The 14,496-nt window shown below is 55.8% G+C and carries 9 protein-coding genes; 7 read left to right on the forward strand and 2 right to left on the reverse strand.

What is annotated here, in order from left to right; translation table 11 throughout:
* The first annotated feature begins 25 nt into the window (after window positions 1-25).
* The 3 genes from NST04_RS31170 to NST04_RS31180 are packed head-to-tail and all read left to right on the forward strand — an operon-like array spanning window position 26 to window position 4,711.
* Window positions 26-826 (forward strand): polysaccharide deacetylase family protein, encoded by an 801-nt coding sequence (locus NST04_RS31170; protein ID WP_341187690.1) that lies wholly within the window; start codon window positions 26-28, stop codon window positions 824-826.
* 43 nt (window positions 827-869) lie between these two features.
* Complete coding sequence (locus NST04_RS31175; RefSeq protein ID WP_341188108.1) at window positions 870-2,135, forward strand: hypothetical protein; 1,266 nt, start codon at window positions 870-872, stop codon at window positions 2,133-2,135.
* Window positions 2,135-4,711, forward strand: a complete 2,577-nt coding sequence (locus tag NST04_RS31180; RefSeq protein ID WP_341188109.1) for a glycoside hydrolase family 88/105 protein — start codon at window positions 2,135-2,137, stop codon at window positions 4,709-4,711. Before NST04_RS31175 ends, NST04_RS31180 begins: the two co-directional genes overlap by 1 nt.
* Before the next feature lie 511 nt (window positions 4,712-5,222).
* Here the strand turns inward: NST04_RS31180 and NST04_RS31185 are convergent.
* A complete protein-coding gene (locus NST04_RS31185) occupies window positions 5,223-5,402 on the reverse strand; it encodes a hypothetical protein (protein WP_341187691.1) in 180 nt (59 codons plus the stop codon).
* 202 nt (window positions 5,403-5,604) lie between these two features.
* On the opposite strand from NST04_RS31185, the gene NST04_RS31190 reads away from it, so the two are divergent.
* Window positions 5,605-6,990, forward strand: a complete 1,386-nt coding sequence (locus NST04_RS31190) for an MATE family efflux transporter (protein WP_341187692.1) — start codon at window positions 5,605-5,607, stop codon at window positions 6,988-6,990.
* A gap of 212 nt (window positions 6,991-7,202) precedes the next feature.
* Window positions 7,203-11,207 carry an endo-1,4-beta-xylanase gene (locus NST04_RS31195; RefSeq protein WP_341187693.1) on the forward strand — a complete coding sequence of 1,335 codons (4,005 nt, stop codon included), beginning with the start codon at window positions 7,203-7,205 and terminating at the stop codon, window positions 11,205-11,207.
* Window positions 11,208-11,646: 439 nt separating this feature from the next.
* On the opposite strand, the gene NST04_RS31200 is transcribed toward NST04_RS31195, so the two are convergent.
* Entirely contained in the window at window positions 11,647-12,240 is a 594-nt protein-coding gene (locus NST04_RS31200) for a TetR/AcrR family transcriptional regulator (RefSeq protein ID WP_341187694.1), read from the reverse strand.
* A gap of 116 nt (window positions 12,241-12,356) precedes the next feature.
* Here NST04_RS31200 and NST04_RS31205 point away from each other — a divergent pair, with 116 nt between their 5' ends.
* A complete protein-coding gene (locus tag NST04_RS31205; protein ID WP_341187695.1) occupies window positions 12,357-13,775 on the forward strand; it encodes an MDR family MFS transporter in 1,419 nt (472 codons plus the stop codon).
* A gap of 153 nt (window positions 13,776-13,928) precedes the next feature.
* Window positions 13,929-14,483 (forward strand): STM3941 family protein, encoded by a 555-nt coding sequence (locus NST04_RS31210; protein ID WP_341187696.1) that lies wholly within the window; start codon window positions 13,929-13,931, stop codon window positions 14,481-14,483.
* The last annotated feature ends 13 nt before the right edge of the window (window positions 14,484-14,496 follow it).

Below are 14,496 nucleotides of genomic sequence, written 5' to 3' on the forward strand. Positions count from 1 at the left end.
CGATTACGAAGGAGGTTTTACTGCAATGCCGGGAGTCTATTACTGCTACCCGCAAGGCCGTCATAAGGCGCTGACCATGAGCTATGATGACGGACGGCGGGCGGATGAACGGCTGGTCGGCCTGTTCAACCAGCATGGAATCAAGGGCAGCTTCCATTTGAATTCCGGGCTGCTTGGCGAAGGGGACCGCATCAGGGCTGATGAGGTTGCGGCTCTCTACCATGGACATGAGGTCAGCGTGCATACGCGGAGTCATCCGACGCTGGCGCGCTGCCCGCAGGAGCTGGTCGTGGAGGAGATTATGGAGGACCGCAGGGTGCTGGAAGGACTGGTCCGCCAGCCTGTGCGCGGGATGTCTTATCCGAACGGCTCCTATACGCCGGAGATCAAGGCACTGCTGCCGCATCTGGGCATTGAATATGCCCGGACGGTACAGGCCACCGGAGGCTTCGCCCTGCCGGAGGACTGGCTGGAGTGGCAGGCGACCTGCCATCATAACCGGGAGCTGCTGGCTCACGGGGAGGCTTTTGTGGGGCTGCATAAGCGGCAGTATCTGTATTTGATGTATGTATGGGGACATAGCTACGAGTTCGACAATGACCATAACTGGGAGCTGATGGAGCGCTTCTGCGCCATGGCGGGCGGACGCGGCGACATCTGGTATGCGACGAATCTGGAGCTGGTGCATTACATGAAGGCTTGCCGGGGGCTGATGTTCTCGGCGGCAAGGGAATTTGTCTATAATCCGGGAGCGGCTGCTGTCTGGCTGGAGGTTGGCGGTGCAGTAGTCGAGGTGCCCGGGGGACAGACTGTGGATCTGGGTTGATACAGAACAGGGATAGAGTGAAGGAGGATGTGTTGTGAATCATATGGATCATAGTCAAAAGCTGCACCGGCTGGCCGGGCTGGATATCTCCGCCGCCGGTCCAAGATGTAAAATGCTGCTCGGCGATCTGGACGGGGACGGCCGGGCTGAACTGCTGCTGGTGCAGCCGGATAACCGCCAGGATGTGCGTTATATTCCGCATCAGGTGCAGTGCCTGACGGCGTACAATCTGGATGGCCGTCTGTTGTGGCAGACGGGAAAGCCGGATCCGGAAGCAGGCAGCCAAGGCTCCGATTATCCGGCGCAGATTGCCGATATCGATGGTGACGGGGCTCTGGAGGTACTGTGTGTGATGAATGACCAGCTGCATATTCTGGAGGGGGCGACGGGCAAAGTCAAATCGGTTCACCCGCTGCCGGCGAAGGAGGCTCATGACTGCATCATTATTGCCAACCTGTCAGGCGGCGATTATCCTTCCGACATCATTCTCAAAGATCGCTACCATCAGCTATGGGCGCTGGACCGGGACTTCCGGCTGCTCTGGACCCACCAGGGCAATGTGGGGCATTATCCCTGGGTGTACGATCTGGACGGTGACGGGCGCGATGAGGTGATGGCCGGATATGATCTGCTGAATGCGGAGGGCAAGATGCTATGGAGCTGCAAGGATCTGGACGATCACGCCGATTGCCTGTGGGTCGGCGATGTGAACGGAGACGGGGTACCGGAGCTGGTCATCGGCGGGAGCGTGACGGTGATGTACGGCCGTGACGGGCGCGAGCTGTGGCGGTACGAAGGCTCTGTGGAGTCGCAGCATCTGGCGCTCGGGCGGTTCCGCCCCGACCTGCCCGGCCTGCAGATTGCGGGCCTTGACCGTCTGGTCCGCGAGGATGACGGCAAGGGTCTGCGGGGCAAGGATGCTATGTTCCTGCTGGACCAGTCCGGCCGTGAACTGTGGAAGGAAGAGCGTACTACCGCTGGCTGGCTGACCATTGTTGAAGCGGTCAGCCGGTTCTGGCCGGAGGCACCGGACTATATTCTGGCTTACCGCCGGGGCGAAGCTGTGCTTCCCGCTCTCTATGACGGTTATATGAACATCGTAGCCGGGTTCGCCGAGCAGGGTTATGCCGTGCACGGGGATCTGCTGGGCAGCGGAACGGAGCAGGTCATTATTTATACGGATGACCTGGCCGCCGTCTATGCTGGTCAAGCACTCCCCCTGGAAGCAGTCCACCCCGGGCAGCCGCTGCCTCAGCCCAAACGGCTGTACAGCTCCACCCTGTACCCCGGCGGTGAGGTAGCGTTGTGATGGGGAGCGGGGACGAGAAGGCGGTGTTGAGTGCCGAGGAAGGGCATGCCGTGAAGGGTGCTGCATTGAGAGCGGAGTTGGTGAATAGTGATGCCGTGCAGGATAGTGCATTGAGAGCGGATTCCGTGAAGAGTACCGTGAAAAGTAGCACACCGGGCAGCAGAGGTGAGGTTGCGCAGGCCAACGTTCCAGCCTACTTTGATCCGCGTCATTCCATCGTCCGTACCGCTGGAGATCATACAGAATCCATGCTGGCGGTTATAGCGAACCGCTATATTGGTGCGAATCCGCCGCAGCCTCCGGTCTACCGCGTGCATCTTACGGACAGCTTCCCGCGGCTGGCGGATTGCCGGTACGAGATGAACCTGAAGGAGCGGCTGCTTGAACTGGAGGACGGGGAATTTGTCTATGTCTGGGGGAAGCTATGGAGCGATGCAGATAGCGAAATCCCGCTCGCCCTCAGCTGCTTCGGTCCGGTGACGGTCTATGTTAACAGCGTTGCCGTGTTCGCGTCCAATCTCAACGATGATGTGTTCCCGGACCGCAAGGCGTTCTTTCGTACCGGGCTGACGGCAGGCTGGAATCACTTCCTGCTGGAGTGTACCGCAGTCGGCACCGGCTGCGGCGGGATTTTTGGCACCGGGAGCGTGAAGGGCGCACCGCTGCATTTTCTGGACCCGACTGCGGAGCGCAGCGGCTGTGAGGGCTGGATCTACAGCGCGCCGCAGCAGAGCAGATGGACGCTGCAGCCGGAGGGCGGCGGCGCTCCAGAGGGAGAGGCTGCGGCGCACCGCGCGGAGCCTTCGCGGCGCGTCCGCTGCGGCGAAGCCGCGGAGGCTGCCGAAGCTGCGCTGGCGGCCCGCTGTGCCTGGTATCCGGCGGCCGGCTGGCCGGATGACGAGGCACAGCGCGGGAATCTCGCGCGCGTGCTCGGCGCGGAGCCCGGCGCGAAGGCGCTGGCCTGGAGCCGGCTGGCGGTGAGTGCGCCGGGAGGAATGGACGTCCGGCTGTCCCTCCGCAGCCGGGATGTAGCGGCACTCAAGGTCTACGTGGATGGCAGGCTTGCCGCCATCCAGTCCGAAGAGAGTGCCGGCTTTGAGTGCATGCTGCCGCTGGGCTTCGGCAACCATGACCTGCTGGTCGAGGCCGTGTGCGGCGGCCCCGGGTGGGGCTTCGAGCTGGAAGCAGCTGCGGCTGGGAATGCCGCAGAGGTAGAGGTGAAGGTACAAGTGGAGACTGAGTCTGGCGGGGGGATTGCGGAAGCTTTACCACCCCCCTATCCGCAGGGAAGCATGAATAAGGGAGCTTGTGCCAGTGGAGTCCGCGGCACACTGAAGCTGGTGAGTCCTTACCCGGTGGAAGGGCAGACCGGACCATGGCTGTACCTGGGCCCGTTTCTGCAATCGGCAGCACCGCAGCCTATGGAAGCGGCTTCGATGGATGCTCCCTTCGGTGAAGGGGCAGAGGAATGCTTTTGGCGGGTGGACCGTCCTGGCGGCGCAGTCAGGCCCTATCTGGAGAGTGCGCTGTACGGCCGCTGGAATTATCCGCTCGGGGTAACCCTATATGGTCTGCTGCGTACCGGTCAGGCTCTGGGCGATCCTCATTATTCTGCTTATACCAGAGGACATATTGAGCAGTGTACCCGGCTTCATGCTTATTCGCTCTGGGACCGCAGCCGCTATGGTGCTCCGGGGATCAACCAGCAACTTGCGCTCATGGACTCACTGGATGACTGCGGCTCCTTCGGTGCGACAATGCTGGCTGCCCATGCCGAACAGCCGCTGCATGGAGCACCCGAAACAGCGGCGTATATCGCCCGGTATATTCATGAGACGCAGTCCCGAGATGAGGATGGGGCGCTATACCGGACACGGGGCACCACCGACTTTATGCAGGGAACGATGTGGTGCGATGATCTGTATATGAGCACTCCGTTCCTGAGCCGGTATTATCTGCTGACGGGTGATCCCGCTTATTTGGAAGATGCGGTGTCGCAATTTCTCCATTACCGTAATCGGCTGTTCCAGCCGGAGCTTGGCATTATGCATCATGTGTATGACTACAAATTCAGCAAGCCGAACGGTGTAGCCTGGGGCAGGGGCAACGGCTGGGTGCTGTTCTCGCTGACTGAACTGCTGGAGGTGCTGCCGGAGCAGCATCCGCAGCGGGAAGAACTGTTGGAGTATTACCGGTTGCTGTGCGAAGGGTATTTACGGCTCCAGGACGCCGCAGGATTATGGCATCAGGTTCTGACCGATCCCGATTCTTATGCGGAGGCATCCTGTTCCTCGATGTTCGTGTATGCTTTTGCGCACGGCGTGCGTAGAGGGTGGCTGACAGAGCCCTATCCATATGCCGATGCAGCGCTGCGCGGCTGGACGGCGCTGGCCGAATACTGCATCGACCATCAGGGGAATGTCTATGGCGTCTGCCGGGGCTCGGGCTATTCCTTCAACAAACTATATTACAAAGAACAGCTCACCTGGCAGCTCAACGATACTCACGGAATCGGCATAGTGCTGCTGGCCGGTATTGAAGCGCTTGAGCTCACACGGGAGCTGGAGGCGCAGTAGTATAAGTTGTAATGTAATGAAGGCGGCTTAGAAAAGTAATTTTGATCTTACTGGGAGCGAACGTACCGGGGAAGCAGGCCTTGTGCAGGTTGGTAGCCAGAATGAAAGGGATAAATCCCATTAATTTAGCTAAAAGTGGATGATGAGCGGAAATGAAAGGGATAAATCCCTCTGAAAAAGCTGGAAATGGGCGATGGGCCGAAATCAAAGGGATAAATCCCATTGATTTAGCTGAAAGTGGGCGGTGAGCGAAAATGAGAGGGATAAATCCCTCTTAGCCGTCAGAATGAGGAGCACAAGTGCACTTGAATTCGCTGAAAACGGCTGTGGAACGTAAATGAGGAGCACAAGTGCTCCTGAATTTGCCAAAAGCAGGCTTGGAGCGTAAATGAGGGGCATTAGTGCCCCTGAATTCCCCATAGGCACACAAAACCCCGCAGGCGAAATTTGCTTCCTGCGGGGTTTTTGCGTGTAGTGCCCTACGGGTATGTAGCACAGGCAGGCTGTGCGGTTAATCCTTATCGATCAGCTCGAGCTTTTCAAGGATCTTAAGGGTGGTAACGGCGGATAATTGTACAGCTAGCTGAATGCTGGCCTTGCTGTTTCCACTTTGCTCCAAGGCAGCTTGGTTCTCGGATAATACTTCTTCCGTCACCTGCTGGATCAGACTTTTAACGATCTCATTATTCATAATAGGCTCCTCCTTCCGAATGTAAATCCTCTCATTCTATATTTCGGCCTGACCCAGGATTTTACTTAGGGAGCAGGGAATGTTATCCGCTAATCTGAAGGAAATCCACATATAACACAGACTTGGAGCGGAATCTGTAGTAAACTGGAAGGAATGTATTGTACGCCTGCAATTATTCTACAGAAAAGAATGTGATCAATGTATGCAGCTTCAAGCTCCTCAACCGGCCAAGAAATGGCTGGAAAAATATCTGTCCGGAGACAGCATGGATTACCGGCAAATTATCGCCTTGTTTCTGCCTATTCTCATTGACCAGGCTTTCATTATCGGACTGAATCTGGTCAACACTGCGATGATCAGCTCGTCAGGGATGGCGGCGGTCAGCGCGGTGAATATGGTGGATTCCCTGAATATTTTTCTGATCAATGTGTTTGTGGCGATTGCGACCGGGGGGACGGTGGTGGTTGCACAGTATAAAGGAAGCAGGAACGACCGCATGGTCTCCCAGGCTACAGCCGGCTCGGTAACCTCGGTCTCGCTGCTTGCGGTGGGAATCGGTCTGCTGCTGATGTCCTTCCATACGCCAATTCTGAATCTGCTGTTCGGGACGGCGTCCGCTGATGTGCTGGACAATGCCCGGGTCTATATGATCGGCAGCAGCATCTCTTATCTGGGGATTGCTGTGGTTCAGGCGGTATGCGGTGCGCTGCGGGGCGTGGGCCGGACGCGGGCTTCGCTGATGCTGTCACTGATTATGAACGTGCTGTACGTTATCCTCAATGTTGTCTTTATTAATCTGCTGGACATGGGTGTGCTGGGCATGACACTTGCGGTCAATATTGCGCGTTATGTGGGGATGGCCTGTGCCTTGATCTATCTGTTCAAGTTCGATTCGGTACTGCGTGTGCAGTTCCGCGACCTGTTCCATGTACCAATTACGATGTTGCGCAAAATCATGTTCATCGGCGTACCGTTCGCCGCAGAGCAGATGTTCTTCAACGGCGGCAAGCTGCTGACGCAGATTTTCATTGTCAGCCTTGGCACGTATGCCATCGCCACGAATGCGATTGCCGGATCACTGGCGATGGTCTTTCAGATTCCGGCCAGTGCGCTGTCGCTGACGATTGTGACCGTGGTCGGCCAGTGTATCGGACGGGGGGATGTGGCGGATGCCCGGAAGTTCATCAAGTCCTTCCTGTGGATCGGTTCCGCCTCTTACGCCTTGGTGGCCTTGATCCTGATGCCGCTGTTCCACCCGCTGGTGTCTATTTTCTCCCCGCCTGCGGAGATTATCGATGATCTGTTCGTGGTGCTGCTGGTCAATGCAATCGCCCAGATTCCGCTGTGGGCGTTCAGCTTCATTCTGCCATCTGCGCTGCGGGCAGCCGGAGATTCCCGCTTCACCTCAATTGCTTCAATGCTGACGATGTGGCTGTTCCGGGTAGTGTTCGGCTATATTCTCGGGATTGTACTGGGCTACGGGGTGCTGGGGGTATGGCTGGCGATGAACTGCGAGTGGGCGGTCCGCGGAGCGGTATTCCTGTGGCGCTTCCGGGGCAAGAAGTGGTATGCGCACAAGCTGATCTAGATCCTGCCGGTAAGAAGACTCCTGATTCAGGGGTCTTCTTTGTTATGCAGTCAGCCGGAATCATCTATAAAAAGCACGGTACAACCTTTAATTTCAGGTAAGACGCACTTTGGTCCGTATGCTACGATTTGGGTGGTGAAGGAGGAGGCTCCCATATTAGCTGTAAGCGCTTAACTCATTAAAACCCAAATTCATACAGAGGAGTGCAATGCATGAAGAGAATAATCAAGCAAGTCTCTCTGGTGCTGCTGGCAGCCCTTCTGCTTCTTCCGGCAGGCGGGTATCTTCCGGCGGCGGAGGCAGCCGAGGCACAGACCACGGTATATCATGAGACCTTCGCGAACGGGGCAGGTAAGACGAGCCCTTCCGGGGGAGCAATCCTGAGTGCGGTGAAGGAGGTACCTTTTGCAGGAAATGCCGATGGTGCAGCATTATACGTAAACAACCGGAAGGATAACTGGGATGGGGTTGATTTCAAATTCACCGATCTCGGTCTCCAGCATGGAAAAACGTACACCGTAACGGCTGTTGTCTACGTTGACGCGAAGGTGACGCTCCCAGAGGGAGCAGAAGCAGCGCTGCAGACAGTGAATAGCTACGGGAATTATGCAGCAATACCCTATGTGGCAGGGCAATCGGTCACACTGACGAAGACATTTACTGTGGACACGAGTGCCACGGACTCTACTAAGAGAGACCATTCCTTGCGCATCAATTCCAACGACAAGGGAGCCACAGTACCCTTCTACCTTGGCGATCTTCTGATAACGTCAGAGTCCGCTCCGGGCGGCGGGGAAGAGCCAGTGCGTGAACCGGCTTTGCCGTTCAGCAAGATTACTTTTGAAGATCAGGAATTGGGCGGGTTTACCGGCAGAGCCGGAACCGAGACGCTTACCGTAACGAATGAAGCGAATCATACCGAGGACGGTTCATATTCCCTGAAGGTCGAGGGCAGAAGCAACACCTGGCACGGGCCTTCCCTGCGTGTGGAGAAGTATGTGGACAAGGGCAGCGAATATACCCTGTCTGCCTGGGTGAAGCTGATCGAACCGGCGAGCGCGCAGCTCCAGTTGTCCACGCAGGTGGGTAACGATACTGGAGCGAGTTATGTGGCTCTGTCTCCCAAGACGATCAGCACCGCTGACGGCTGGGTGAAATATGAGGGGAGCTACCGCTATAACAGCGTGGGCGGCGAATATCTGACCCTTTACGTTGAAAGTTCCAATAATGCAACCGCTTCCTTTTATATCGATGATATTAATTTCGAGCATACAGGTACCGCACCAGTGGATATTCAGAGGGATCTGACTCCGCTAAAAACAGCCTATCAAAATGACTTCCTGATCGGCAATGCGTTATCCGCCGAGGATCTGGAAGGTGTGCGGCTGGACCTGCTGAAAATGCATCACAATGTTGCTACCGCAGGCAATGCCATGAAGCCGGATGCGCTGCAGCCAACCAAGGGCAATTTCACTTTTACCGCGGCGGATGCGATGGTAAATAAGGTGCTTGCCGAAGGCATGAAGATGCACGGGCATGTGCTGGTATGGTATCAGCAGTCGCCTGACTGGATGAACTTAACCACAGATGCGGCAGGCAAAAGCGTTCCCCTGGGGCGTGACGAAGCACTCGCTAACTTGAGAGCCCACATCAAGGGAGTCATGGAGCATTTCGGAGACCGGGTGATCTCCTGGGATGTCGTCAACGAGGCGATGAATGATAACCCGTCCAATCCTTCCAATTGGCAAGCGGCGCTGCGCAAGGCTCCGTGGTATGATGCCATCGGCCCGGACTATCTGGAGCAGGCGTTCCTGGCGGCCAGAGAAGTGCTGGACCAGCATCCAGAGTGGGATATCAAGCTGTATTACAATGATTACAATGATGATAACCAGAACAAGGCCCAGGCCATCTACAGTATGGTTAAGGAACTGAATGAGAAGTACGCGCTGACCCATCCAGGCAAGCTGCTGATTGATGGTGTGGGGATGCAGGCGCACTACAATATCAATACGAATCCAGATAACGTCAAGCTGTCGCTGGAGAAGTTCATCTCCCTTGGCGTAGAAGTCAGCATTACCGAGCTGGATATCCAGGCCGGCAGCGGGAATAAGCAGACAGAGAAGGAACGGATTGCCCAAGGCTATCTGTATGCCAAATTAATGGATATTTACAAGGCCCATGCTGACCATATCGCGCGGGTAACCTTCTGGGGCATGGATGACCGCACAAGCTGGAGAGCGGAGTCAAGCCCGCTGCTGTTCGACAGGGACTTGCAGGCGAAGCCGGCCTACTACGCGGTCATTGATCCGGCCAAATTCATGGCTGAGCATGAGCCGGATACAGCGGAAGCCAACGTGTCAGAGGCGGTCTACGGCACGCCGGTCGTTGACGGAACAGCGGATGGCATCTGGGCTTCTGCGCCCGAGATGGCTGTGAACCGTTATCAGATGGCCTGGCAGGGCGCAAGCGGAACCACGCGTACCCTGTGGGATGACCAGAATCTGTATGTGCTGGTACAAGTCAATGACGCTCAATTGGACAAAAGCAATGTGAATCCATGGGAGCAGGACTCTGTCGAGATTTTCCTGGATGAGAATTTCGGCCGCACGACCTTCTATGAGAGCGATGACGGACAATACCGGGTCAATTACGACAATGAAGCCTCCTTCAGTCCGGCAGACATTGCTGCAGGCTTCGAGTCGGCAACCAAGGTCACCGGAACTAACTATACGCTTGAAATGAAGATTCCGTTCAAAAAAATCACGCCAGCCGGCGGCACAAAAGTCGGCTTCGACACCCAGATCAACGATGCCAAGAGCGGCGTCCGGCAAAGTGTGGCCGCCTGGAATGATACCACCGGCAACGGCTATCAGGACACCTCCGTCTTCGGCGTGCTGACGCTTAAGGCCAAAGACGGCGCTGAGCCGCCGACGAAGCCGACTATGGCGCCAACACCGGCACCGGAAGCAACGCCGGCACCCACAGCGACACCGGCACCAGTATCCGGCGGTACTAGCTATAGCAGCAGCACACCTGCGCCTAAGCCTGCACCGTTTGATGTCAAGGATGGTGTTGTGACAATCAGACCTGCAGTGAAGACCGAAGGCACAGAGGCGAAGGCCGTAGTTACGGCTGAGCTGTGGCAGCAAGCCCTGAAGCAGGCGGCGCCGGCAGCAGACGGACGGAAGCAGATCATCATCGATCTGGCGAACCTGACCGGCGTGGCCTCCTATGAAGCCCAGTTGCCGTTTCAAGGCCTGAAGACGCAGGAGAAGTACCTGCTTGTCCTTCAGAACGGCCTTGCTACGCTGTCTATTCCAAGTGAGCAGCTCGCAGGGATTACAGCAACCACTGAATATGTTAGCTTCCGGGTCAAGCAATCCACAGCTGAAGGCCTGAATGCCGCTGCTCTCCAGCAGACCGGCAGCCGTCCGGTGGTGGAGCTGAGTCTGCTTGCAGGCGGGCAGAAGGTAGCTTTGCCTGGCAGCAGCGCGATGACCGTCTCTATTCCTTACAAAGCGTCAGCGGAAGAGCAGAGTGAACTTGATTCCCTGCTGGTCCGTTCGCTCACCGATAACGGTGCGTTGTCTCCGGTGGTGAACAGCCGTTACATTGCAGCGAAGGAAGCGCTGGTGTTCCGTACTCCGGAGTTCGGCACCTTTGCCGTTGCCTATGCTCCGCTGGCCTTCACAGATATCGGGAACGTGTCCTGGGCTAAGCAGGCAGCCTCTGCCATGGCTGCCCGCAGTATCATCCCGGACGGGAACAGCCTGTTGGCTGCGGACCCTGTGAACAGGGCAGACTTCACGGCCTCCCTTGTAAAGGTACTGGAGCTTAAGGCTGCTGCTGAAGCAGTTGCAGGCTTCAGCGATGTCCAGAATAACGCAGCATACAGCAAGGAGCTTGCGGCCGCGAAGCAGCTCGGCATCGTCACAGGCTATGCGGATAATACCTTCAAGCCGGCGGGCGTCATCACCCGTCAGGAGATGATGGTGATTGCAGCGCGTGCCCTGAAGGCGGCCGGAATCACGCCTGAAGACAGCGGATCAATAGCATCTTACACCGATGCCGGTCAAATCTCCGCCTATGCCAAGGACAGCGTATCCGCACTGCTGAAGTACGGCGTAGTCAACGGTAAGAACAATAAGCTTGCTCCGGGGGATACCCTCTCCCGTGCGGAAGCAGCGGTGATTCTGTACCGGATCTGGAAGCTGTAAAGTTACTTCTATAAGAAAGAGAAACAGCCAGTCACCGGGGATGTCCGGTGGCTGGCTGTTTGGATTGCGGAGTAATTGCTGAGTGAGGCTGAATGTAGATCGAGGTTACATCTCGATTGATACGCGAGCTTTCTCAACCTTCCGCAGCTGGTTCAAAATCCTGCACAAACTACAACATTTGCTCGCATTACATCCACTGTTATCCGTATTGTTGTACAAAATGCAGGATTATCCCGTCTTGAAGCAGCTTAACGCAGGATATCTTGCATTTCGTGCAACATTCCCCCGGTTTATCCCCATAACATAGAATCCGAGTTGCAAAACTTGCAACACTAGCTACTTACCCCCCATCAGCTCCACATTTAGACGCTGCTTTTGACAGATAAGCGCAAGGCACAGGAGATGCTGAAGAATTGGCATAAAGGTTCCTGACAAGAGTTTACCGCTTCAACACCAGCGGCAGGTACACCTCGTCCACAATATTGGCGATCGTCTCCTCCGACATGGGGGCGTTATACAGCATCAGCTCATGGCGGGCCAGATCGGACGGCAGACTGAGCATTCGGGGGGTCACGGCTTCGGCAGACACTTCTCCCCGCTCAACAGCCCGCTCTAGCAAAATCGACATGGTCCTGTTTTGACGCCCATGGGGGAAAATATAGGAGGCCAGCGGCATATCGCCCATTTCCGCTACAAGCCCGTAGAACGCATTCAACATTGCTTGAATATTATTCTGGTTCATGGCCCGCAGCACCCCGCATACATCATCCCTCAAATTCCCGTGATCAGGCACTTCCTCCAGCGGCAGGGGCACACGGTCCCGGATGGCCGCAAGCACTAGCTCAGCACGGTTGGCCCACCGGCGATAGAGTACGGCTTTGCTTGTTCCCGCGCGCTCGGCCACACTTTCCATCGTAAGATTAGAGTACCCCTGCTCTGTCAACTCTTCCCGCACAGCTTGCAGGATAGCGGCTTCCAGCTCCTTGCCTCTGCGTCTGTTCTTTAATTTATCCTGCTCTTGAGAAGTGGGCATTTCTATCTCAACCTCCACTGGAGAATTTCGTTGCGTTTCCTATGTGGATAGTATATCATAAGCTCAAATAAGAAACTTTTTGTTTCTTATTTAGTGACTGAAGGGAGATGACCCACTTGCAAAATCAGGCTAAACCAGCACTTGAACCGTCTGAACCGCAGGCAGCAGCGAAGAACTTGATGTGGATTCTTATGCTTGGTATTCTGGCTCCAATATTCGATACGACGATAACCAATGTGGCGATTGATACGCTGGTCCGGGAATTTAACGCCTCGGTGTCCACGATTCAGTGGGTGATGACCGGGTACCTGCTGTCGCTTGCGATGGTCATTCCGATAAGCGGCTGGGCCGTGGAGCGGTTTGGGGGAAGGAGGATGTGGCTGTTTTCGCTGGGGATGTTTTTAATTGGCTCTGTGCTGTGCAGCATGGCGTGGAACGTGGAGAGCCTGATTCTATTCCGTACCCTGCAGGGGATCGGCGGGGGCTTGCTGATGCCTATCATGCAGACCTTGGCCGTACGTGCCTACGGAGGAGACAATATGGGCAGAAAAATGGCGACCATAGCTCTGCCAGCGCTGCTCGGGCCCATTCTGGGACCGGTGCTGGGTGGAATAATCGTTAATCACTTGAGCTGGAGATGGATCTTCTTTGTCAATATTCCGCTGTGCGTGGCTGCCATAATTGTTGCTTGGAAAGGGCTCCCTAAGGAAGAGCACAATGCCCGGACGCTACGGCTGGATATGTCTGGATTGCTGATGCTGTCTCCGGCTATCGTGCTTATCCTGTACGGTCTTGGAGAAGTCAGCTCCCACCACGGCTTCGGTCATGCTGAGGTTCTTGCACCAGTCATAGCAGGTGTGGCGCTTTTAGCAGTATTTGTGGTGTATGCCCTCCGCAAAGGAAGCGAAGCATTGATCGATGTCAGGCTGTTCCGGGTACGTTCCTTAACCGTGTCCTCTACACTGTTGTTTCTATCTGGCTTGACCACCTATGGTGCAATGCTGCTCCTGCCCCTGTATCTCCAGCAAGTCCGCGGTGAAACGGTGCTGATCTCCGGCCTGCTGCTCGTTCCCCAAGGCATCGGGATGCTGCTCACCAGATCACTGGCCGGCAAATTGACGGATCAGATCGGATCTAGACCCGTAGTGCTTGCCGGAACGGTCCTTACCATCCTTGGCACTTGGCCGCTGACGCAGCTTGGCGCAGATACCAGCTATTATTTTTTAAGTGCAGTCCTGATTGTGAGGGGGGCTGGATTAGGGGCTGTTTTTCTGCCGGTTATGGCTTCTGCCTATATCGGTCTGTCCTCGAAGCAAGTCCCGCATGCGAGCAGCACCACACGTATTATGCAGCAGATTGGCGGAGCCTTCGGCGTATCGGTTATCGCAATTATTTTGCAAAATGAACTGAATTCCGTCCTGACTCGTGACCCGGCCGCACTGGCTGTTGCCTTCGATCATTCGTTTATGTGGACGATTGCCTTCTCGATTTTGGCATTAATTCCGGCGGCATTCCTGCCAAGAATACGGAAATAAAGCGGCTGGTGCGCATGTGCAATTATGTTTCTTTTCATGGGTAAAATTGTTGCGGAGAGTAGAGTGTTCGGGTACCATTTATAGTTATAATCCCAAGAAACAGGGGATGTATCTGCTGCGGTTCAATGGCAGGCCCTGAAGGAGGACGACTAAATGGACTACCAGCCGTATAACGATGGAGGTTACCAGCCGCTCGTGGTGAAGCCGTTCTGGTTCAAGATCGTTTTGCTGTTAGCGGGATCATTGCTTTTTGTGATAGTGGGGATCTGGCTGCTAAAAATATCCGGGGAGATTACGACGGATCTTGCCATCCTTTTGCGGACGCTGGGAATTGCCTGCACCGTGCTGTTTGGCCTGGCGGCCATCGTCTATCTAATAATGCTGCTGCGCCGCTCCCCGCTGCTGGTGGTGGATGCCCAGGGTATTGATGACCAGTCTTCGGCGATTCCGGGAGGACGCTTGATGTGGGAGGATATTTCGGACATCCGCCTGATCCGTTACTATGGACAACTGAATATCTGCATCTTCCTCGTTGATCCCAAAGCCTACCTGTCCCGGCAACGCGGACTAAAGCGCTGGCTGATGGCCATTAATCTTAGGCTCGCCGGCACACCTGTCAATATAGCGGGTCAGTCCATGCGCCTGCCGCTGGAGCGGATCTATGAGGAGATGGAGCTGAGAAGACGGCTGTGGGCGGGGCGGAGGTAGTCTGTATTTGTTA

Origin of the sequence: Paenibacillus sp. FSL H7-0756 (assembly GCF_038006765.1) — a bacterium.
Taxonomy (GTDB): Bacteria; Bacillota; Bacilli; order Paenibacillales; family Paenibacillaceae; genus Paenibacillus_AQ.

What these genes read in the sequence shown, in the direction of transcription:
- NST04_RS31170 (WP_341187690.1), top strand. Translation starts at nt 26, where the DNA reads ATGCCGGGAGTCTATTACTGCTACCCGCAAGGCCGTCATAAGGCGCTG.
- NST04_RS31175 (WP_341188108.1), top strand. Translation starts at nt 870, where the DNA reads ATGGATCATAGTCAAAAGCTGCACCGGCTGGCCGGGCTGGATATCTCC.
- NST04_RS31180 (WP_341188109.1), top strand. Translation starts at nt 2,135, where the DNA reads ATGGGGAGCGGGGACGAGAAGGCGGTGTTGAGTGCCGAGGAAGGGCAT.
- NST04_RS31185 (WP_341187691.1), bottom strand. Translation starts at nt 5,402, where the DNA reads ATGAATAATGAGATCGTTAAAAGTCTGATCCAGCAGGTGACGGAAGAA.
- NST04_RS31190 (WP_341187692.1), top strand. Translation starts at nt 5,605, where the DNA reads ATGCAGCTTCAAGCTCCTCAACCGGCCAAGAAATGGCTGGAAAAATAT.
- NST04_RS31195 (WP_341187693.1), top strand. Translation starts at nt 7,203, where the DNA reads ATGAAGAGAATAATCAAGCAAGTCTCTCTGGTGCTGCTGGCAGCCCTT.
- NST04_RS31200 (WP_341187694.1), bottom strand. Translation starts at nt 12,240, where the DNA reads ATGCCCACTTCTCAAGAGCAGGATAAATTAAAGAACAGACGCAGAGGC.
- NST04_RS31210 (WP_341187696.1), top strand. Translation starts at nt 13,929, where the DNA reads ATGGACTACCAGCCGTATAACGATGGAGGTTACCAGCCGCTCGTGGTG.